The 21,283-nt window shown below is 60.0% G+C and carries 22 protein-coding genes; 20 read left to right on the top strand and 2 right to left on the bottom strand.

Going from position 1 to position 21,283, the window contains the following annotated elements; translation table 11 throughout:
• Positions 1-91: 91 nt before the first annotated feature.
• Positions 92-3,334 carry a ribonuclease E gene (gene rne, locus BW33_RS10510; RefSeq protein WP_047598804.1) on the bottom strand — a complete coding sequence of 1,081 codons (3,243 nt, stop codon included), beginning with the start codon at positions 3,332-3,334 and terminating at the stop codon, positions 92-94.
• Positions 3,335-4,033: 699 nt separating this feature from the next.
• Here rne and rluC point away from each other — a divergent pair.
• Genes rluC through sppA form a run of 3 tightly spaced genes read left to right on the top strand, consistent with a single transcriptional unit; the run spans position 4,034 to position 6,657 of the window.
• Positions 4,034-4,996, top strand: a complete 963-nt coding sequence (gene rluC, locus BW33_RS10505; protein ID WP_007950779.1) for a 23S rRNA pseudouridine(955/2504/2580) synthase RluC — start codon at positions 4,034-4,036, stop codon at positions 4,994-4,996.
• Positions 4,983-5,645 carry an HAD-IA family hydrolase gene (locus tag BW33_RS10500; RefSeq protein WP_047598802.1) on the top strand — a complete coding sequence of 221 codons (663 nt, stop codon included), beginning with the start codon at positions 4,983-4,985 and terminating at the stop codon, positions 5,643-5,645. Before rluC ends, BW33_RS10500 begins: the two co-directional genes overlap by 14 nt.
• A 22-nt stretch (positions 5,646-5,667) precedes the next feature.
• Complete coding sequence (gene sppA / locus BW33_RS10495; RefSeq protein ID WP_047598800.1) at positions 5,668-6,657, top strand: signal peptide peptidase SppA; 990 nt, start codon at positions 5,668-5,670, stop codon at positions 6,655-6,657.
• Positions 6,658-6,773: 116 nt separating this feature from the next.
• On the opposite strand, the gene BW33_RS10490 is transcribed toward sppA, so the two are convergent.
• Positions 6,774-7,352: a Maf family protein gene (locus BW33_RS10490; RefSeq protein WP_047598799.1), complete on the bottom strand. Its 579-nt coding sequence runs from the start codon at positions 7,350-7,352 to the stop codon at positions 6,774-6,776.
• 105 nt (positions 7,353-7,457) lie between these two features.
• On the opposite strand from BW33_RS10490, the gene BW33_RS10485 reads away from it, so the two are divergent.
• From BW33_RS10485 to BW33_RS10405, 17 genes are all read left to right on the top strand, one after another.
• Positions 7,458-7,985, top strand: coding sequence for a YceD family protein (locus BW33_RS10485; protein WP_003204262.1), 528 nt, complete (start codon positions 7,458-7,460; stop codon positions 7,983-7,985).
• Positions 7,986-7,998: 13 nt separating this feature from the next.
• The gene (gene rpmF / locus BW33_RS10480; protein ID WP_003179396.1) at positions 7,999-8,181 is read left to right on the top strand and encodes a 50S ribosomal protein L32; all 183 of its coding nucleotides are present in this window, start codon (positions 7,999-8,001) and stop codon (positions 8,179-8,181) included.
• Between the two features lie 4 nt (positions 8,182-8,185).
• Positions 8,186-9,196: a phosphate acyltransferase PlsX gene (gene plsX, locus BW33_RS10475; protein WP_081794203.1), complete on the top strand. Its 1,011-nt coding sequence runs from the start codon at positions 8,186-8,188 to the stop codon at positions 9,194-9,196.
• 123 nt (positions 9,197-9,319) lie between these two features.
• On the top strand, positions 9,320-10,258 hold the full coding sequence (gene fabD, locus BW33_RS10470; RefSeq protein ID WP_047598797.1) for an ACP S-malonyltransferase: 939 nt from the start codon (positions 9,320-9,322) through the stop codon (positions 10,256-10,258).
• Positions 10,259-10,274: 16 nt separating this feature from the next.
• Complete coding sequence (gene fabG, locus BW33_RS10465) at positions 10,275-11,015, top strand: 3-oxoacyl-ACP reductase FabG (RefSeq protein WP_027612356.1); 741 nt, start codon at positions 10,275-10,277, stop codon at positions 11,013-11,015.
• A gap of 196 nt (positions 11,016-11,211) precedes the next feature.
• The gene (gene acpP / locus BW33_RS10460) at positions 11,212-11,448 is read left to right on the top strand and encodes an acyl carrier protein (RefSeq protein WP_003175607.1); all 237 of its coding nucleotides are present in this window, start codon (positions 11,212-11,214) and stop codon (positions 11,446-11,448) included.
• 108 nt (positions 11,449-11,556) lie between these two features.
• Positions 11,557-12,801 carry a beta-ketoacyl-ACP synthase II gene (gene fabF, locus BW33_RS10455; RefSeq protein WP_027612357.1) on the top strand — a complete coding sequence of 415 codons (1,245 nt, stop codon included), beginning with the start codon at positions 11,557-11,559 and terminating at the stop codon, positions 12,799-12,801.
• Complete coding sequence (gene pabC / locus BW33_RS10450) at positions 12,801-13,616, top strand: aminodeoxychorismate lyase (RefSeq protein ID WP_047598796.1); 816 nt, start codon at positions 12,801-12,803, stop codon at positions 13,614-13,616. The genes fabF and pabC overlap by 1 nt, the downstream gene beginning before the upstream one ends.
• Before the next feature lie 3 nt (positions 13,617-13,619).
• The gene (gene mltG, locus BW33_RS10445; RefSeq protein WP_047598795.1) at positions 13,620-14,810 is read left to right on the top strand and encodes an endolytic transglycosylase MltG; all 1,191 of its coding nucleotides are present in this window, start codon (positions 13,620-13,622) and stop codon (positions 14,808-14,810) included.
• A 19-nt stretch (positions 14,811-14,829) separates the two neighbouring features.
• A complete protein-coding gene (gene tmk / locus BW33_RS10440) occupies positions 14,830-15,462 on the top strand; it encodes a dTMP kinase (RefSeq protein ID WP_047598794.1) in 633 nt (210 codons plus the stop codon).
• Entirely contained in the window at positions 15,455-16,438 is a 984-nt protein-coding gene (locus tag BW33_RS10435; protein WP_047598793.1) for a DNA polymerase III subunit delta', read from the top strand. The genes tmk and BW33_RS10435 overlap by 8 nt, the downstream gene beginning before the upstream one ends.
• Positions 16,439-16,480: 42 nt before the next feature.
• On the top strand, positions 16,481-16,837 hold the full coding sequence (locus tag BW33_RS10430; RefSeq protein WP_027612362.1) for a PilZ domain-containing protein: 357 nt from the start codon (positions 16,481-16,483) through the stop codon (positions 16,835-16,837).
• 15 nt (positions 16,838-16,852) lie between these two features.
• Positions 16,853-17,638, top strand: coding sequence for a TatD family hydrolase (locus tag BW33_RS10425; RefSeq protein WP_047598790.1), 786 nt, complete (start codon positions 16,853-16,855; stop codon positions 17,636-17,638).
• Between the two features lie 466 nt (positions 17,639-18,104).
• The gene (locus tag BW33_RS10420) at positions 18,105-18,743 is read left to right on the top strand and encodes a TetR/AcrR family transcriptional regulator (RefSeq protein ID WP_007950805.1); all 639 of its coding nucleotides are present in this window, start codon (positions 18,105-18,107) and stop codon (positions 18,741-18,743) included.
• Between the two features lie 136 nt (positions 18,744-18,879).
• Positions 18,880-19,848, top strand: a complete 969-nt coding sequence (locus BW33_RS10415) for a GTP 3',8-cyclase MoaA (RefSeq protein ID WP_047598789.1) — start codon at positions 18,880-18,882, stop codon at positions 19,846-19,848.
• A 169-nt stretch (positions 19,849-20,017) separates the two neighbouring features.
• Complete coding sequence (locus BW33_RS10410; protein WP_007967613.1) at positions 20,018-20,623, top strand: DUF4823 domain-containing protein; 606 nt, start codon at positions 20,018-20,020, stop codon at positions 20,621-20,623.
• A gap of 15 nt (positions 20,624-20,638) precedes the next feature.
• Positions 20,639-21,199: a DUF1285 domain-containing protein gene (locus BW33_RS10405; RefSeq protein WP_007967615.1), complete on the top strand. Its 561-nt coding sequence runs from the start codon at positions 20,639-20,641 to the stop codon at positions 21,197-21,199.
• Positions 21,200-21,283 lie beyond the last annotated feature (84 nt).

Genomic DNA, 21,283 nt, shown 5'->3' with positions numbered 1-21,283 from the left:
TGCCGAAGGCTGCGATCTTTTGATCTTCTAAATGGAATAAAAAAGCCCCGCCGGGTTTTCACCGGGCGGGGCCTTTTATTGGCTTTCGGAATCAGACGAGCGGTTTAGGCTCGTGTTCTTTTTCCTCGGCTGCTTGGTGATGCTCGACCGCGTCCTGAACGGAGCGTGGTGCTTCGGCGATCACCGACTCAACCACCGCTTCTTCAGTCACGGAAGCAGCAACTTCTACGACTTCAGCAGCCGGAGCAGCAGCGGCAGCCAGTTCGGCTTCCTTCTGCAGACGCTCGGCTTCACGCTTGCGGCGACGCACTTCACGTGGATCGTTCGGTGCGCGGCCGTTTGGCGTCAGGGCGCTGACCGGTGCGGCTTCAACCACTGGAGCAGGTTCTTCGGCAACCACTGGCGCTTCGACCACCGGTGCTTCAACGACTGGCGCTGGAACAGGTTCAGCGGTTTCAAACACTGGCTGGGCAGCCTTGGCTTCTTCAACCACTGGGGCTTCTGCCACTGGCGCTGGCGTTTCAGCGACGGCAGGCTCGGCAACCCAGTTGAACGCGGTCTGTTCTTCGCGAACTTCACGCACGGTTTCGGTCACGGTTTCAGCGACGGTTTCAGCAACCGGCTCTGCGGCCACGACTGGCGCTTCAACGGCAGGTTCTGCAGCGGCTTCAACCTGAGGCAGAGTTTCTTGAACCGGTGCCACTTCGACTTCCGGAGCAGCAACCACTTCCACTGGGGTAGTGGCCTCAACAACCGGCGCTTCCACTGGAGCGGTTTCCTGAACAGCGGCGGTGGCGCGTTCGGCTTGCTCGTGAGCCTGTGCTTCGGCCGGGGCGCTGATCACGCTGCTGGCAACCGCGGCGGTCACGGCCAGGCCGGCAGCCAGATCGGCAGCGCTTGGTGCCGGTTCAGCGTTTTCGCCGGACTCGGACTCTTCCGAACCTTCGATCACGTTGCCGTTGGCATCACGCTGACGCTCGCGACGGTTGCTGCGACGACGCTGACCACGGGAGCGACGACGTGGACGATCGCCTTCGGCGTTGTCCTGACCGTCTTCCGGCAGTTGCTCTTCGTTGCTGTTCACTTCTTCTTCAGCGACCGCGGCAGCGGCCTGCTCGGCACGCGGTTGACGCTCTTCACGCGGCGGACGCGGTGCGCGCTCTTCGCGTGGCTGACGGGCCGGACGTTCTTCTGCGACCACAGCGGCAGCGGCAGCAGCTACGGGTGCAGCCGGAGCGGCGTCCAGTGGTTCGCGCAGTTCACGCACGCGCTCTTCCCGCTCGCCACGTGGCTTGCGGTCTTCACGTGGAGCACGTGGTGCACGTTCTTCACGCGGAGCGCGGGGTGCGCGTTCTTCTCGGGCGACTGGCGCCTCGGTGCGTGCTTCACGCGGCTCGCGAACTTCACGGGCTTCACGTGGCTGACGCTCTTCACGCGGCTCGCGTGGGGCGCGTTCTTCACGCGGTGCACGTTCTTCGCGCGGCTTGCGCTCTTCATCGCGGCGACCGTTACGGTTGCGGCTCTGCTGACGACCGTTGCGACGCTCTTCGTTGCGGGCCGGACGCTCGGTGGCCGGTTTTTCAACGACGACCGGAGCGGCAGGCTCTTCTTTGGTCGCGAACAGGCTGACCAGCGATTTCACCAGGCCCTTGAACAGGCTTGGCTCTGGCGCGGCAACCGGAGCCGGTGCAGCAGCGGCAGGCGCGGCAGCTTCGGTCGGCACCGGAGCGTTGGCGCGGGCCGGAGCAGTCTTGACCGCAGCTTCCTGGCGAACCAGGGTACGGGTCGCAGCGGCTGGCTGGACTTCTTCGACTTCGGCAGCGGCAGCAGCGATTTCGTAGCTGGACTGGTTGGTCGCAGCTTCCGGACTGTCGTCACGCAGGCGCTGAACTTCGAAGTGCGGGGTTTCAAGGTGATCGTTCGGCAGAATGACGATACGGGCACGGGTGCGCAGTTCGATCTTGGTGATCGAGTTGCGTTTTTCGTTGAGCAGGAACGCGGCGACCGGGATCGGCACCTGAGCGCGCACTTCGGCAGTGCGGTCTTTCAGGGCTTCTTCTTCGATCAGGCGCAGGATTGCCAGCGACAGCGATTCGACGTCACGGATGATGCCGGTGCCGTTGCAGCGTGGGCAGACGATGCCGCTGCTCTCGCCCAGCGATGGACGCAGGCGCTGACGGGACATTTCCAGCAGGCCGAAGCGCGAGATGCGGCCGATCTGCACGCGAGCGCGGTCGGCTTCCAGGCATTCGCGGACTTTCTCTTCCACGGCGCGCTGGTTCTTGGCAGGAGTCATGTCGATGAAGTCGATGACGATCAGGCCGCCGATGTCGCGCAGGCGCAACTGACGGGCGATTTCTTCGGCGGCTTCAAGGTTGGTCTGCAGAGCGGTTTCTTCGATGTCGCTGCCTTTGGTGGCGCGCGCCGAGTTGATGTCGATGGACACCAGGGCTTCGGTCGGATCGATGACGATGGAACCACCGGAAGGCAGTTCGACGACGCGCTGGAAAGCGGTCTCGATCTGGCTTTCGATCTGGAAACGGTTGAACAGCGGAACGCTGTCTTCGTACAGCTTGATCTTGCTGGCGTACTGCGGCATCACCTGGCGGATGAAGGTCAGGGCTTCGTCCTGGGCTTCAACGCTGTCGATCAGCACTTCGCCGATGTCCTGGCGCAGGTAATCGCGGATGGCGCGGATGATCACGTTGCTTTCCTGGTAGATCAGGAATGGCGCGGAGCGATCCAGCGAGGCTTCTTTGATGGCGGTCCACAGTTGCAGCAGGTAGTCGAGGTCCCACTGCATTTCTTCGCTGCTGCGGCCCAGGCCGGCAGTGCGCACGATCAGACCCATGTCGGCTGGTGCAACCAGGCCGTTCAGCGCTTCACGCAGTTCGTTGCGCTCCTCGCCTTCGATGCGGCGGGAGATGCCGCCGGCACGCGGGTTGTTCGGCATCAGTACGAGGTAACGACCGGCCAGGCTGATGAAGGTGGTCAGGGCGGCGCCCTTGTTGCCACGTTCTTCTTTTTCGACCTGAACGATGACTTCCTGGCCTTCGCTCAGGACGTCCTTGATGTTGACGCGGCCTTCAGGGGCTTTCTTGAAGTATTCGCGGGAGATTTCTTTGAGGGGCAGGAAGCCGTGGCGCTCGGAGCCGAAATCGACAAAGGCAGCCTCAAGGCTTGGTTCGATGCGAGTGATACGGCCTTTGTAGATGTTGGCCTTCTTCTGCTCGCGTGCACCGGATTCGATGTCCAGGTCGTAGAGGCGTTGGCCATCTACCAGTGCAACACGCAACTCTTCGGGTTGAGTTGCGTTAATCAGCATTCTTTTCATGTAGTACCGTCGGTTTCCGGGCTGCCGGAAACGGCGTTCGGCACACACGACTTCTCACGGTCGGTGTCAGGTGCGTCGGGAGTGGTTGGCCATTCCCGTGTCCAGCGATGTCAGGCCAATTGGGCCGATATCGCGACGTACGCGTCCTGCTTGCTGTGGCTACTTAAGCACTCAGTCAGGAGGAGGAATCAACCAGCGGCTGTGGACGAGATGAAGCGTCTTGATAAAGCCTATTGCTACACAGTCCGGCGGTTGTGCATCTCCACCCTACACGTATCCCTGATAATTCGGGTGCTGCCGCGCGCAGAATCCGCAGCGGGTTGGCATTTACCGTGAGCTCCGAAAGGGGAGGTCACGCATCATGGCTAATTCAGGCGATGTTTCCGAAGCCTTCGCTCGGGGTCATCTGCAGCTGACTGCACTTTGTGAACTGGCCTCGAATATTTGCCTGTCAGGCGAGTGAAAACTCTGCTCGACGGTGTAATTCAGGCCTCATGTCACCTGCGCTTGTTACAACTGCAAACTCCACCGTTACGTAGCGAAAGCCCCGTAGGACGGCCTCGCGTCCTGGTGAATTGCGTTGGTCAGGGCCGGTTTTTGACCGTGGTTCCGCTGTCCAGGCCGCTTTTGGCGGCGTTCGCGACTATAGCAGCAATGATTAAGTGCTTCAATTCCATAAAAATTGTTATCATCGGCGGCATGACAACTACTGCCCCTTCGACTCCAGGCGTTCAACTGCTTGAAGTCTCGCCGGAGTATGCCGGCCAACGAATCGACAATTTCCTCCTTGCCCGGCTCAAAGGCGTGCCCAAGACCTTGATTTACCGCATTTTGCGTAAAGGTGAAGTGCGCGTGAACAAGGGGCGGATCAAGCCCGAATACAAGCTGCAGGCCGGCGATATCGTGCGCGTGCCGCCCGTTCGTGTGCCTGAGCGCGACGAGCCGGTGCCATTGGCTCAAGGCCTGTTGCAGCGCCTGGAAGCCTCGATTGTCTACGAAGACAAAGCCCTGATCGTGATCAACAAGCCCGCCGGCATTGCGGTTCACGGCGGCAGTGGCTTGAATTACGGGGTGATCGAAGCCTTTCGTCAGTTGCGCCCCGATGCCAAGGAGCTGGAGCTGGTTCACCGTCTCGACCGTGACACTTCCGGCCTGCTGATGATCGCCAAGAAGCGCAGCATGTTGCGCCATTTGCACGCCGCCTTGCGCGGCGATGGTGTCGACAAGCGCTACATGGCGCTGGTTCGCGGCAACTGGGCGACCTCGATCAAGCAAGTCCGTGCCGCGCTGGGCAAGAGCAACCTGCGCTCCGGCGAACGGATGGTCGAGGTCGACGAGGAGGAGGGCAAGGAGTCGGTGACCGTGTTCAAGGTCCTGCGCCGTTTCGGCGATTTTGCCACTCTGATCGAAGCCAAGCCGATCACCGGTCGCACGCATCAGATCCGCGTCCATACGTTGCACGCCGGGCATTGCATTGCGGGCGACACCAAGTACGGCGACGACGGTTTCAGCAAGGAAATCCGTGATCTGGGCGGCAAGCGTCTGTTCCTGCACGCCTACATGCTGACCGTGCCGCTGCCCGATGGCGGTGAGCTCAAGTTGCAGGCGCCAGTGGATGAAATGTGGGCCAAGACCGTGGAGCGATTGAGTGCGCCCATCTGATTACAAACTGCTGATTTTTGATTGGGACGGCACCCTCGCCGATTCCATTGGTCGGATTGTCGAGGCGATGCATTCTGCGTCCGGGCGTTCCGGTTTCGAGTTGCGTGATGATTTTGCCGTCAAGGGCATCATCGGTCTGGGCTTGCCCGAGGCGATCCGCACCTTGTATCCGGACATCAGCGATGCCGAGATGACCTTGTTTCGCGAGTATTACGCTGATCACTACATCGCAGCAGAAGCCGTGCCTTCGCCGTTGTTCGAAGGTGTAGTCGAGTCGATGGCGTCGTTTCGCGAGCAGGGTTATCACCTGGCGGTTGCGACCGGCAAGAATCGTCGCGGACTGGATCGGGTGCTCAAGGCCAATGGCTGGGAAGATTATTTCGATATTACCCGCGCCGCGGACGAGACCGCGAGCAAGCCGCACCCGCTGATGCTCGAGCAGATTCTCGCGCATTGTCGCGTGCGGCCCGAGCAGGCGCTGATGGTCGGGGATTCGTCCTTCGATCTGCTGATGGCACGCAATGCGGGCATGGCGTCGGTGGCGGTCAGCTATGGCGCGCAGTCGATCGAGTCGCTGCAGCAGTTCGAACCGCGCCTGTCGATCGACCGTTTTAGTGAATTGCACGCCTGGCTGGGGCAGCAGGCTTAATACGTTTTTGCTGGGGTAGCGCATGACCGACGAATGGAAAGCACCGGCCAAGGCAAGTGCCGACGGCGGTGACGAGAAAAGCTGGAAGCTGCTGGAAAAGACTTTATTGGCCAGTGTGCAGGAGCAGCGTCGCTCACGGCGTTGGGGGATTTTCTTCAAGCTGCTGACGTTTGTTTATCTGTTTGTTGCGTTGATCCTGTTCACGCCGCTGATGGACATGGAAAAGAGCGCCACCCGTGGGCCGAACTACACCGCGCTGATCGACGTCACTGGCATGATTGCCGACAAGGAGCCCGCGAGCGCTGACAACATCGTCGGCAGCCTGCGTGCAGCCTTCGAGGACAAGAAGGTCAAGGGCGTGATCCTGCGGATCAACAGTCCTGGTGGCAGTCCGGTGCAGTCGGGTTATGTGTATGACGAGATCAAGCGTTTGCGCAGCCTGCACCCGGATACCAAGGTGTACGCGGTGATTTCCGATCTCGGTGCGTCCGGTGCCTATTACATCGCCAGTGCTGCGGATCAGATCTATGCCGACAAGGCCAGTCTGGTCGGCTCCATCGGTGTAACGGCCGCCGGTTACGGGTTTGTCGGCACCATGGACAAGCTGGGCGTCGAGCGTCGCACTTACACCTCGGGCGAGCACAAGTCGTTTCTGGATCCGTTTCAGCCGCAGAAGCCTGACGAAACCGCGTTCTGGCAGACCGTGCTGGATACCACGCACAAACAGTTCATTAATAGCGTCAAGCAGGGTCGTGGCGATCGCCTGAAGGACAAGGAGCATCCGGAGTTGTTTTCCGGTCTGGTCTGGTCGGGCGAGCAGGCGCTGCCGTTGGGGCTGATCGATGGGTTGGGCAATGCCAGCTCGGTGGCGCGGGATGTGATTGGCGAGAAGGAGTTGGTGGACTTTACTGTTCAGGAATCGCCGTTTGATCGCTTCTCGAAGAAGCTCGGTGCCAGTGTGGCTGAGCAGTTGGCGATGTGGATGGGGTTTCACGGGCCATCGTTGCGTTAATTTACCGGTAGATCAAAAGATCGCAGCCTGCGGTAGCTCCTACAGGTTTCATGTCACCGCAAAAACGCGATCGGACATGAAACCTGCAGGAGCTGCCGCAGGCTGCGATCTTTGCGTTAAGGGATCTGCACGCCTTCAGCCAGCAGCATGTCGATCAGGCGAATCAGTGGCAGACCGATCAGGCTGGTGGCATCAGGCCCTTCGGTGGACTGGAACAGACTCACGCCCAAACCTTCGGCCTTGAAGCTGCCGGCGCAGTCGTAGGGTTGCTCCAGGTGCAGGTAGCGTTCGATGCGCGCCTCGTCGAGCTGGCGCATGTGCACGGTAAACGGCACGCAGTCGACCTGGCATTGGCCGGTCTGGCTGTTGAGCAGGGCCAGGCCGGTGAGGAAGGTCACGCTGGCACCGCTGGCGGCCAGCAGTTGCTCGCGAGCCTTGTCGAAGGTGTGTGGCTTGCCGATGATCCGTTCGCCGAGCACTGCGACCTGGTCCGAGCCGATGATCAGGTGAGCAGGGTGGTTGGCGACCAGTGCCCGGGCTTTCTGTTCGGCGAGGCGCTTGACCAGTTCGATGGCGGATTCGCCCGGTCGGTGGCTTTCGTCGATATCCGGCGAGCTGCAGACGAACGGCAGGTGCAGGCGGGCGAGCAATTCCCGGCGATAAGTCGAGCTTGAGGCGAGTAATAAAGGCAGCATTGGCGTCTCCTGAGGCAGGTGCGAATTCTAGCGGAGGCACGCAAGTGACGGACAGGGCACAATTTCCTTTGACATGGGTGGGGGCATCCCTATAATGCTGCGCCTATGTTGAATGACCCGATTCCACCTCACGTTGACCCGCGCAAATTGGCTGACCGTGGCACCACCCTTCAAGGTGAACTGCTGCTGGCCGATTTGAAGAGACTCTGCGACCCGCTTTCCGACGATGTCGGTACGGTGCAGGCCAAATTCGTTTTTGAACGAGATGAACGTAAATCTGTGGTGATCCACAGCTTTATCGACACCGAAGTCAAAATGGTTTGCCAGCGTTGTCTTGAGCTGGTCACCCTGCCGATCCACAGCGAATGCAGTTACGCTGTAGTGAAGGAGGGTGCGAATACCCAGTCGTTACCGAAAGGTTATGACGTGCTGGAACTGGGCGAAGATCCATTGGATCTGCAGTCACTGATCGAGGAGGAGCTTCTGCTCGCCTTGCCCATTGTGCCTGCTCATCATCCGGAAGAATGCCAGCAGCCGGCGGGAGCAGATGAGCCCGAACCGAGCGAGGACGAGGTAACGCGGTCCAACCCGTTCAGTGTATTGGCGCAGTTAAAGCGTGACCCAAACGTTTAGGAGTTAATCAATTATGGCTGTTCAGCAGAACAAAAAATCCCGCTCTGCCCGTGACATGCGCCGTTCGCACGACGCTCTCGAGGCTAGCACCCTGTCTGTAGAAAAAACCACTGGTGAAGTTCACCTGCGTCACCACGTATCGCCAGAAGGCGTATACCGTGGCCGTAAAGTGATCGACAAGGGCGCTGACGAGTAATCACTTGTCCGCTCAAGTCATCGCGATTGACGCAATGGGCGGGGACTTCGGTCCCCGCAGCATTGTTCAGGCCAGCCTTGCTTGCCTTTCTGCTACGCCCTCGCTGCACCTGACCCTCGTCGGTCAACCCTCCCTACTTGAAGAACTGATCAACGGCCAATCGGCTGCCGATCGCGCACGCCTGACGATTGTCCCGGCGTCCGAAGTCATCACCATGGACGAAAAGCCGACCCAGGCCTTGCGTGGCAAGCCGGACTCGTCGATGCGTGTCGCCCTGGAACTGGTGCGTGACGGCAAGGCTCAGGCCTGTGTCAGCGCAGGCAATACCGGGGCGCTGATGGCGCTGTCGCGATTCGTGCTCAAGACCTTGCCGGGTATTGACCGGCCAGCGATGGTGGCGGCGATTCCGACGCAGGAGGGTTATTGCCAGTTGCTCGATCTGGGCGCGAACGTCGATTGCAGCGCCGAGCATCTGTTGCAGTTCGCGGTGATGGGGTCGGTGGCCGCGCAGACGCTGGGCATTGCCCGGCCGCGTGTCGCATTGCTGAATATCGGCACCGAAGACATCAAGGGCAATCAGCAGGTCAAGCTGGCGGCGACCCTGCTGCAGGCAGCGCGCGGCATCAACTACATCGGTTTTGTCGAGGGTGATGGCCTGTATCGCGGCGAGGCGGATGTGGTGGTCTGTGACGGTTTTGTCGGCAATATCCTGCTCAAGTCCAGCGAAGGCGTGGCGACGATGATCGCGGCGCGCATCGAGGCCTTGTTCAAGAAAAATTTTGCTTCCCGCGTGGTAGGTGCTTTGGCCCTGCCATTGATGAAGCGTCTGCAGGCGGATCTGGCGCCGGCGCGACATAACGGCGCAAGCTTCCTCGGCTTGCAGGGTATCGTGGTGAAAAGTCACGGTTCGGCCGGGGTTCAGGGCTTTCAGAGTGCGATTCAGCGCGCGCTGATCGAAATTCAGGAGAACCTGCCCGAACGCCTCCACGGTCGTCTGGAGGATTTGTTGTCTTAGGCGTTTTCGTCCGACAATGCTTAAATGTGACCGCCCGGTTCAAAGGGCCATCCAACTGTCAGTTTCTTGCGTCCCCCTGCGGGGCGTCATTTTTCGACGACAAGATCATTAGGGGCTTGTTACATGTCTGCTTCCCTCGCATTCGTCTTTCCAGGACAGGGTTCGCAGTCCCTCGGCATGCTCGCCGAGCTGGGCGCGGAATATCCATTGATCCTCGAAACATTCAAAGAAGCCTCTGAGGCTCTGGGCTATGACCTGTGGGCGCTGACCCAGCAGGGCCCGGAAGAGCTGCTCAATCAAACCGACAAAACCCAACCGGCCATCCTGACCGCTTCGATCGCCCTGTGGCGTCTGTGGCTGGCTGAAGGCGGCGCGCGTCCGGCATTTGTTGCTGGTCACAGCCTGGGTGAATACAGCGCGCTGGTTGCTGCCGGCAGTCTGAGCCTGGCTGACGCGGTGAAGCTCGTTGAGCGCCGTGGCCAGCTGATGCAGGAAGCCGTTCCGGCCGGGCAGGGCGGCATGGCTGCCATCCTCGGTCTGGAAGACGCTGATGTGCTGGCAGCCTGTGCTGAAGCGGCGCAAGGCGAAGTGGTCAGCGCGGTGAACTTCAACTCGCCGGGCCAGGTGGTGATTGCCGGTGCCAAGGCTGCGGTCGAGCGTGCCATCGAAGGCTGCAAGGCCCGTGGCGCCAAGCGTGCCATGCCGTTGCCGGTGAGCGTGCCGTCGCACTGCGAACTGATGCGTCCGGCTGCCGAGCGCTTTGCCGAATCCATCGCCGCCATCGACTGGCAGGCACCGCAGATCCCGGTCGTACAGAACGTCAGCGCGCAAGTGCCAGCCGATCTGGAAACCCTCAAGCGTGATCTGCTTGAACAACTGTACAAGCCCGTTCGCTGGGTTGAATCGGTTCAGACCCTGGCTGCCAAAGGCGCGACCAATCTGATCGAATGCGGTCCGGGCAAAGTCCTGGCCGGTCTGAACAAACGTTGCGCCGAAGGCGTTTCGACTTCCAATCTCAATACCCCAGACGCTTTCGCTGCCGCCCGTGCAGCGCTGGCCTGAATCAGGAGAAACTTGCATGAGTCTGCAAGGTAAAGTTGCACTGGTCACTGGTGCAAGCCGCGGTATCGGCCAGGCTATCGCACTGGAACTGGGTCGTCAGGGCGCCATCGTTGTTGGCACCGCGACCTCCGCCAAGGGTGCCGAGGCGATTGCTGCCACGCTCAAGGAGCACGGCATTCAAGGTACCGGTCTGGAACTGAACGTCACCAGCGACGAATCTGTTGCCGCCGTGATCGCGAGCATTCAGGAACAGTTCGGTGCGCCGGCGATTCTGGTCAATAATGCCGGTATCACCCGCGATAACCTGATGATGCGCATGAAAGACGATGAATGGTACGACGTGATCGATACCAACCTGAACAGTCTGTATCGCCTGTCCAAGGGCGTTTTGCGTGGCATGACCAAGGCGCGCTGGGGCCGAATTATCAGTATTGGCTCGGTGGTGGGTGCCATGGGCAACGCAGGCCAAGTAAACTATGCAGCCGCCAAGGCCGGTCTGGAAGGTTTCAGCCGTGCGATGGCGCGTGAAGTCGGTTCGCGTTCGATTACGGTCAACTCGGTAACCCCGGGGTTCATCGACACCGATATGACCCGCGAACTGCCGGAAGCACAGCGTGAAGCCTTGCAGACGCAGATTCCGCTGGGCCGTCTGGGACAAGCTCAAGAGATCGCTTCGGTGGTCGCTTTTCTTGCATCCGACGGTGCGGCATACGTCACTGGGGCTACAATCCCGGTGAACGGTGGGATGTACATGTAAGTAAAATGTGACGGATTGCTTCAAAAAAATGTCATACGAGCTGTCTAAAATCCGTTATAAAGCTGCAATCTATTTATAGGCAGAGGGCCGCAGGGTTTGAGGAGTGAAGCTTTCAGTTGAAAAGCTGAAAAGCCTTTCTATACACTTACCCACTGGCCAGCTGCCTGAATTTGTCCATTAGGAGTGAAAACAAGGTATGAGCACCATCGAAGAGCGCGTCAAGAAAATCGTTGCCGAGCAACTGGGCGTTAAAGAAGAAGAAGTGGTCAACACTGCTTCCTTCGTTGAAGACCTGGGTGCTGACTCCCTTGACACCGTTGAGCTGGTGATGGCTCTGGAAGAGGAATTCGAGACCGAAATCCCTGACGAAGAAGCTGAGAAGATCACTACTGTACAAGCTGCAATCGACTACGTTACTAGCCACCAGGCGTAATAGTTTGTAATCGTTGTCTGCTGTCATGGAAAAACCGCACTGCCATCATGGCGTGCGGTTTTTTCTTTAGGCCTGATGCAAAGTCGTCATTTGAAAAAGGAGAGTGCTGTGTCGCGTAGACGCGTCGTAGTCACCGGTATGGGTATGTTGTCGCCACTGGGTACGGATGTGCCGAGCAGTTGGCAGGGCATTCTGGCTGGCCGCAGTGGCATTGGTCTGATCGAACACACCGACCTTTCTGCCTATTCCACCCGTTTTGGCGGCTCGGTAAAGGGCTTCAATGTCGAGGAATACCTGTCGGTCAAGGAAGCACGCAAGCTCGACCTGTTCATTCAGTACGGTCTGGCCGCGGGGTTTCAGGCTGTTCGCAACGCCGGTCTGGAAGTCACCGACGCCAACCGTGAGCGCATTGGCGTGGCCATGGGCTCGGGCATCGGCGGTCTGACCAACATCGAAGAAACCAGCCGTACCCTGCATGAGACGGGCCCGCGTCGAATCTCGCCATTCTTCGTGCCAGGCTCGATCATCAATATGATTTCCGGTTTTCTGTCCATCCACCTGGGTGCACAGGGGCCGAACTACGCCATTTCCACTGCCTGTACCACCGGTACGCACTGCATTGGCATGGCCGCGCGCAACATCATGTACGACGAGGCCGACGTAATGATCGCCGGCGGTGCCGAAATGGCCGCGTGCGGTCTGGGCATGGGCGGCTTCGGCGCGTCCCGTGCGCTGTCGACGCGCAACGATGAGCCGACCCGCGCCAGTCGTCCATGGGACAAGGGCCGTGATGGTTTTGTGCTGTCTGACGGTGCCGGTGCGCTGGTCCTCGAAGAGCTCGAGCACGCCAAGGCCCGTGGGGCCACGATCTACGCCGAGCTGATCGGCTTCGGCACCAGTGGCGATGCGTTCCACATGACGTCGCCACCCGCGGACGGCGCCGGGGCAGCGCGCTGCATCACCAATGCGCTGCGCGATGCGAAGATCAATATCGACCAGGTGCAGTACATCAACGCCCACGGTACCTCGACCCCGGCCGGCGACCTTGCCGAAGCCAACGCGATCAAGACCGTGTTCGGTGAGCACGCCTACAACCTGGCGGTCAGCTCCACCAAGTCCATGACCGGTCACCTGCTGGGTGCGGCGGGCGCGGTCGAGGCGATCTTCAGTGTGCTGGCGATCAACAGCCAGGTAGCCCCGCCAACCATCAACCTCGACGAGCCGGATGAAGGCTGCGATCTCGATTTCGTGCCGCACACTGCGCGCAACATGGACATCGACGTCGTACTGTCCAACTCCTTCGGGTTTGGCGGCACCAACGGCACATTGGCGTTCCGTCGGTTCGCTGGGTGATGGACAGCTGGGTCGACGGTCAGCCGGCTGACGCTCTGTCGCTGAAAGATCGCGGCCTGGCTTACGGCGATGGTCTGTTCGAGACCATTGCCGTGCACGGCGGCCAGCCGGTCTTGCTGGATCGTCACCTGACGCGTCTGGCCGAGGGTTGCTCACGTCTGGCCATCGCCGTGGATATCGAACTGATTCGCAGCGAGCTGCTGGCTTATGCCGTGGCAATGGGCGAGGGCGTGCTCAAGCTCATTCTCACCCGTGGTGATGGCTTGCGCGGCTACGCGTCCGATCCTGCGGCGCAGGGCCGCCGCATTCTGCAAGGCAACCCGCCTGCGGTTTATCCTGCCGTGCATGGCGAGCAGGGCGTGCGCCTGTTTCCCTGCGTCACACGGTTGTCGAATCAGCCGTTGCTGGCCGGGCTCAAGCATCTGAATCGTCTGGAGCAAGTGCTCGCCCGTGCCGAATGGCGCGATGGCGAACACGCTGAAGGCTTGATGCTCGACCAGGCTGGGCGGGTCATCGAAGGCGTGTTCAGCAATCTGTTTCTGGTGCGCGACGGCGTGCTGATCACCCCGGATCTGAAGCGCTGTGGTGTAGCCGGAGTGATGCGTGCTGAAATATTGTTTCAGGCCGAGTCATTGGCCATCCCCACTCAAATCACCGACATCAGCCTCGAACAGCTGCAATGGGCTGATGAAGTCTTCATGTGCAACAGCGTGTATGGCGTCTGGCCGGTACGCGCCTACGCTGCACTGAGCTGGCCGGTTGGCCCGCTCACCCGTAAACTGCAAACCATTGCCCGTGCGCTACTGGATGCCTGATTCGTGAGACGTAAACTCTTGCTGCTGCTGGAAACCGGACTGGTTCTGGCAGGGCTGCTGATGGGCGCCAGCGCCTGGAAAATTCATTCGGCGCTGGAACAGCCCCTGAACATCACGCAGGAAGAACTGCTGGATGTGCCGAAAGGCTCGACGCCGACCCGTACCTTTCTTGAACTCGAAACCGATGGGGTCATCAAGGACGCCTTCTGGTTGCGCATTTATTGGCGCTTCAACCTGGCCGGTACGCCGATCCACAGCGGCGAATACCGCATGCAGCCGGGCATGACCGTCAACGGTCTGATCGACTTGTGGAAGCGTGGCGACGTGGTGCAATACAGCCTGACGCTGGTCGAGGGCTGGAATTTCCACCAGGTCCGCGCCGCGCTGGCCAAAGATGAAAAGATCGAGCAGACCCTCAAGGGTTTGAGCGACAGCGAAGTGATGGAGAAAATCGGTCATCGCGGATTGTTCCCCGAGGGTCGATTCTTCCCGGACACTTATCGCTTCGTGCGGGGTTTCTCCGACGTCGACTTGCTGAAGAAAGCCTTTGATCGTCTCGATGAAGTGTTGGCCAAGGAGTGGGAGAACCGCTCGGCCGATGCCCCGTACAGTGAGCCTTACCAAGCGCTGATCATGGCCTCGCTGGTGGAAAAGGAAACCGGTGTGCCGCAGGAGCGTGGGCAGATTGCCGGCGTGTTCGTGCGCCGTATGGCGCTGGGCATGCAGTTGCAGACCGACCCGACCGTGATCTACGGCTTGGGCGATCGCTACACTGGCAAGCTGACCCGTGCTCATCTCAAGGAGCCGACGCCGTACAACACCTATGTGATCCCCGGATTGCCGCCGACGCCGATTGCCATGGTCGGCCGCGAGGCGATTCATGCCGCGCTCAATCCGGTGGAAGGCAACAGTCTGTATTTTGTCGCCCGTGGCGATGGTAGCCATGTGTTCTCCGATGATCTGGATGCGCACAACAATGCAGTGCGCGAGTTCCAGCTCAAGCGCCGCGCCGATTACCGCTCCAGCCCGGCCCCGGCGAATGCGCCGGCCGCTCCGGCTACCGATGAAGCGGTTCCCGCTGCTTCCCCGGATACCGCTCCTGAGGCGCTGCCACAGGTTCCAGCTCAGGATCCTGCGCCAGTCCCGACCCCTGCTGCCGAGCCTGAGACGGCGGCACCGCAAAACGCGCAATGACTTTGATTAAGGACTGCCTGTGACTGGCTTGTTTATTACCCTGGAAGGCCCGGAAGGCGCGGGCAAGAGCACCAACCGCGAATACCTCGCCGAGCGCCTGCGCGCCGAAGGTATCGAAGTGCTGCTGACTCGCGAGCCCGGCGGTACGCCACTCGCCGAACGCATCCGCGACGTGCTGCTGGCCCCGGCCGATGAAGTCATGAACCCCGACACCGAGCTGTTGCTGGTGTTCGCCGCGCGCGCCCAGCATCTGGCTGAAGTGATCCGCCCGGCGCTGGCTCGTGGCGCTGTGGTGCTGTGTGATCGTTTCACTGACTCGACGTACGCCTATCAGGGCGGCGGTCGCGGTTTGTCGCTGGAACGCATTGCTGCGCTGGAGACGTTCGTGCAGGGCGACCTGCGTCCGGATCTGACGCTGATTTTCGATCTGCCAGTGGAAATCGGCCTGGCTCGCGCCACTGCCCGTGGTCGGCTGGATCGCTTTGAGCTGGAAGGCCGGGCGTTTTTCGAAGCGGTACGCAGTGCGTTCCTCAAGCGCGCCGAAGCCGATCCTGCGCGCTATGTGCGCATCGATGCCGGTCAGCCATTGGTCAAGGTTCAGCAATCGCTGGATACCCTGATTCCGAACTTGCTGGAGCTGATTCGTGGCTGAGGCCTATCCATGGCAGGACAGCCTCTGGCAGCAACTGGCCGGACGTAGCCAGCACGCCCACGCGTACCTGCTGCACGGCCCGGCGGGTATCGGCAAGCGCGCGCTGGCCGAACGTCTGATGGCCAGCCTGCTCTGTCAGCGTCCGACACCGCAAGCGTGCGGCGAGTGCAAGTCCTGCCTGCTGCTCAAGGCCGGCAGCCATCCGGACAACTACATCCTTGAGCCGGAGGAAGCCGACAAGGCGATCAAGGTCGATCAGGTGCGCGATCTGGTCAGTTTCGTGGTGCAGACCGCGCAACTGGGCGGGCGCAAGGTGGTGCTGATCGAGCCGGTGGAGTCGATGAACATCAACGCCGCCAACGCCTTGCTCAAGAGCCTCGAAGAGCCGTCCGGCGATACGGTGCTGTTGCTGGTCAGCCACCAGCCTAGCCGTTTGCTGCCGACGATCAAGAGCCGTTGCGTGCAGCAGGCGTGTCCGCTGCCGGGTGAGGCCATGAGCCTGCAATGGCTGGCACAGGCGCTGCCGGAATGCTCTGAAGAGGAGCGCGTCGAATTGCTGACGCTGGCAGCCGGCTCGCCATTGGCGGCGGTCAACCTGCAGTCCCAGGGCGTGCGCGAACAGCGGGCGCAGGTGGTCGAAGGGGTGAAGAAGCTGCTCAAGCAACAGCAATCGCCGACGCAGTTGGCCGAAGAGTGGAAAAACATTCCGATGCTGCGCCTGTTCGACTGGTTCTGCGACTGGTCGAGCCTGATCCTGCGCTATCAACTGACCCAGGATGAAAACGGTCTCGGCCTGACCGATATGCGCAAAGTCGTGCAGTACCTGGCGCAGAAAAGCGCCCAGGGCAAAGTCCTCGATATTCAGGACTGGATTCTCGCCCAGCGGCAGAAAGTCCTGAGCAAAGCCAACCTCAACCCGGCACTGCTGCTGGAAGCGTTGTTGGTGCAATGGGCGGGATTGCCTGGCCAAAGATAAGAATGTGTACCTAGACTCTGAACATCAGCAGTGGAGGTCAACATGAATGAAGCCATTAGCCCGGGGCCGCGCAACGGCATCCTGTCCCTGACGATCAAGGACAAATCGGTGCTTTACGCCGCCTACATGCCGTTCATCAAGAACGGTGGCCTGTTCATCCCGACCAACAAGAGCTACAAGTTGGGCGACGAGGTGTTCATGCTGCTGAACCTGATGGACGAGGCCGAGAAGATTCCGGTGGCCGGCAAGGTCGCCTGGATCACCCCCAAAGGCGCGCAGGGCAATCGTGCCGCCGGCGTCGGCGTGCAATTCAACGAGGGCGACAACACCGCCCGCAGTCGCATCGAAACCCATCTGGCCGGAGCACTGAAATCCGACCGTCCCACTCATACGATGTAAGTAGCCGTCTCTTTTATGCTCGTAGATTCCCATTGTCACCTTGATCGCCTCGACCTCGCCGCCCATGACGGCTCGCTGGATGCTGCACTCGATGCGGCTCGCCAGCGCGGGGTAGGGCACTTTCTGTGCATCGGCGTGAGTGCCGACAACGCCGCTGACGTCAAAGCCCTCGCCGAGCGCTATGACGACGTCGATTGCTCGGTCGGTGTGCACCCATTGGATGTGCAACCGGGCGCGGCGCCGGCGCTGGACTGGCTGCTACACGAACTCAATCACCCGAAAGTGGTGGCGATCGGTGAAACCGGTCTGGATTATCACTACGAACCGGAAGCTGCCGAGCTGCAGCAGGAATCCTTCCGTTTGCATCTGCAAGCCGCACAGCAGACCGGTAAGCCAGTGATCATCCACACCCGTGGCGCCCGTGCCGATACCCTCGAACTGCTGCGCGAAGCCGCGTTGCCCCAGGCCGGTGTGCTGCATTGCTTCACCGAAGACTGGGATATGGCCAAGGCTGCGTTGGACATGGGTTATTACATTTCCCTGTCGGGCATCGTCACCTTCCGCAACGCCGACGCCCTGCGTGATGTGGCGAGCAAGGTGCCGGCCGATCGCCTGCTGGTGGAGACCGACTCGCCGTATCTGGCGCCGATCCCTTATCGCGGCAAACCGAACCTGCCGCAGTACGTGCGTGAAGTAGCGGAGTTTCTGGCGATGCTGCGTGGGGAAAACTACGAGCGGTTTGCCGAGCAGACCACCGAAAACTTCAAGCGGCTGTTTCCCTTGGCGCATGTAAAAGGCTGACCGTGTAGGAGCTGCCGCAGGCTGTGATCTTTTGATGTTGTTTTTAAAGAATCAAAATCAAAAGATCGCAGCCTGCGGCAGCTCCTACCGGTGCGATGGGCGTAAATGACAGGAATTTTCGGCAAATCGCAGGCAAAAAAAACCCGGGTTCTGGGGGGTGAATCCGGGTTAAGACCATTAGGAGTAAAACAAAGGCACGCGGTCCCTTGGTACCTTTATCGGCACGGCACTTGGGGGAGATGCCGCCCGACAGTTCAAGTATTGATCAGTCTGGCGTCCAGTCCAGTTAGCCGGTCGGGGTTTTTAAACAAATTTGGAATACGTGCGCTTCAGTTGAGTTCTCATTGCACCCCTGGCGTTCGCAAAATGAACAGGAAACACAGATATGGTCGGATGATCCGTGCATTTCTGTGCAAGTTAGGCATAATACGCGGCTTCGAATTTTGACCCCTACAGACCTTTTCTTATGCACAAAGAACCTCGTAAGGTCCGTGAGTTTCGTCGCCGCGAGCAAGAAATTCTCGATACCGCGCTCAAGCTGTTCCTCGAACAAGGTGAAGACAGTGTCACCGTCGAGATGATTGCTGATGCCGTGGGTATCGGCAAAGGCACGATCTACAAGCATTTCAAATCCAAGGCCGAGATCTATCTACGCCTGATGCTCGATTACGAGCGTGATTTGAACGAGCTGTTGCATTCGGCCGATGTCGACAAGGACAAGGAAGCGCTGTCCCGTGCCTACTTCGAATTCCGCATGCGCGACCCGCAGCGCTATCGCCTGTTCGACCGTCTCGAAGAGAAGGTCGTAAAAGGCAATCAGGTGCCGGAAATGGTCGAGGAGCTGCACAAGATCCGTGCCTCGAACTTCGAACGCCTGACCTTGCTCATCAAGGGCCGGATCAGCGAAGGCAAGCTCGAAGACGTGCCGCCGTACTTCCACTACTGCGCGTCCTGGGCGCTGGTGCACGGTGCGGTGGCGCTGTATCACTCGCCGTTCTGGAGCAATGTGCTGGAAGATCAGGAAGGTTTCTTCCAGTTCCTGATGGACATCGGCGTGCGTATGGGCAACAAGCGCAAGCGCGATCCGGAAACGCCAAGCAGCTGAATCATTCAGCGGTCTTATTGCGCCATGATTTCGCTACATGACGCAGTACTGCAGGAATATACTCAGGCATAGGGCTTGCTAAAACTTGATTTGTGAGTCAAGTTTTAGCGGCTCGAAACTCATCGCCGGAGTGATCATGATCGTTGACCGTCAAGGCAGGCGTTTTCGCAATTTGCGCATCAGCCTGACTTCAGCCTGCAATTACGCCTGTACCTACTGCGTGCCCAACGGCAAGCGGCTGGTGGCTGCGCAGGATGAACTGTCGGCCGAGGCCATGGCCCGCGGTGTGGCTTATCTGATCGAAGCCGCCGGCATCGAACGCTTGCGCATCACCGGTGGCGAGCCGCTGGTCAGCCCCAAACTCGAATCTTTCATGAGCGCTGTCGGCAAGATGGGGCTGGAAGACATCAGCCTGACCACCAACGGTCAACTCCTGGCGAAAAAGCTCCCGTTGCTGGTGGACGCCGGTCTGCGCCGGATCAACGTATCCCTCGATACCCTGGATGCCGGCGCGTTCCGCAGTATCGCCCGTGGCGGCGATCTGGCGACCGTGCTCGATGGCATGGAGCAGGCGAAAGCGGCGGGGATGAAGATCAAGGTCAACATGGTGCCGTTGCGCGGACAGAACCTTGATCAGGTGATGCCGCTGCTCGATTACTGCCTGGAGCGTGGCTACGAGCTGCGTTTCATCGAGTTGATGCGCATGGGCCACCTCGCCACCGACTCCAATGCCTTCCTGCAACAGTTCGTCAGCCTGCAGCAACTGCTGAGCCTGATCGGCGAGCGCTACGAGTACGCCCAGGCCGATGCGCCGGTGGATGCCACCGCCGTGCGCTATGCGATTCCGGGCCTCGGCCATTTCGGCGTGATCGCCAACGAAAGCGTGCCGTTCTGCCGAACCTGTTCGCGTTTGCGTCTGTCGTCGACCGGTTGGCTGCATGGCTGCCTGTCGTCGAGCAATCGCCACTATGTCGGTGATCTGCTCGACAAGCCGCGTCATCAGGCATTGCCGGCTTTGCAGCGTCTTCTGGTCAAGGCGCTGGGCGACAAGCAGGAAGTGGCATTCTCCGGTGGTGCGACCGTCATGAAGATTATCGGCGGCTGATCCCTCTTTTTCGCGAGCAGGCTCGCTCCCACAGGGTTTTTCGCAATCCTGTGGGAGCGAGCCTGCTCGCGAAAGCAGTCCATCATTCGACAAAGATCCTGAGCTGGCGCAAAAGCTGCATCCAACGGCCATTCGCCGGTTTTCCGTCACCGGCTTCTGGAGGATGAGGATGCGTAGCCTGGTTTTGCTGCTGGCCGTTTTGGCGCTTGGCGGCTGTATGACTGTCAGCGATATGGCCGAAGGCACTCGCTATCAGATGAGCGACGCGGGGCTGCTGGATCACAGCGACAGTCGCCGGGTGAACAATTTCCGCATTCAGCCGGATTCGTTCATCTACATCGCTCAGGGCGCATTCGCACCGCCGGGTGGCTCGTATCCGCGCCCGAACGTGGTGGCCGAAGAAGCCTTCAAGGGCTTTGTCGAATACTTCCCGATGGTCCGCCGTGCCCGTGCCCCGGAAGGTCTTGATCAGGCGATGGGCGAGGCCCGCGATGCCGGCGCGCACTACCTGCTGTACACCCGTTTCGCCAAGGCTGACGACCGCATCGGCAACTCTGACGAGTGGCTCGATCAGGAAGCCGTGGATCGCCTCGGCATCGACGGCGGCGTGATTCAGATCATGTTGATCGAGACCAGCACCCAGTATTTGATTGATACTGCACGCATCAAGAGTCGTGGCGGTTTACTGACGTTCCACGATAACAAGCCGGAAGACCTGATCGGCCCGCCGCTGGCGCAATATGCGCGTAGCCTGCTGGGAGTCGGCGACCAATAAACCAAGGAGTACGCCATGAGTGGCCCGCAAAAAGCCAATGACCTGTTGGGACAGATCCCCAAAACCAAAGGCCTGCCGCCGGTGCACTTGTGGAATCCGGACTTCTGCGGCGACATCGACATGCGCATCGCCCGCGACGGCACCTGGTATTACCTGGGCACGCCGATCGGGCGCAAGCCGATGGTCAAGCTGTTCTCCACCATCATTCGCCGCGACGGCGATGATTACTTCCTGATTACCCCGGTCGAAAAGGTCGGGATCAAAGTCGACGATGCGCCGTTCGTGGCGATTGCCGTTGAGGTCGAAGGCGAGGGCGAGGCGCAGGTCCTGCGTTTCACCACCAACGTTGAAGAGACCGCCGAGGCCGGGCCGGAACATCCGATCCGCGTCGAGATCGACCCAACAACCCAGGAACCTGCGCCTTACGTGCATGTGCGCACCAACCTCGAAGCGCTGATTCACCGCAATGTGTTTTACCAACTGGTGGAACTGGCGGTCAGTCGCGAAATCGACGGGCAGCGCTGGTTGGGCGTGTGGAGCGGCGGCGAGTTCTTCCGCATCGGCCTCGAACCTTAAAACAACCCCCTGTAGGAGTGAGGTTGCTCGCGATAGCGGTGGATCAGTCAATGTTGATGGTGACTGACACACCGCTATCGCGAG

Source organism: Pseudomonas sp. RIT288, from assembly GCF_000631985.1.
GTDB lineage: Bacteria > Pseudomonadota > Gammaproteobacteria > Pseudomonadales > Pseudomonadaceae > Aquipseudomonas.
Note: the sequence above shows the minus strand (reverse complement) of the source record. Positions and strands in the feature narration are given on the sequence as shown.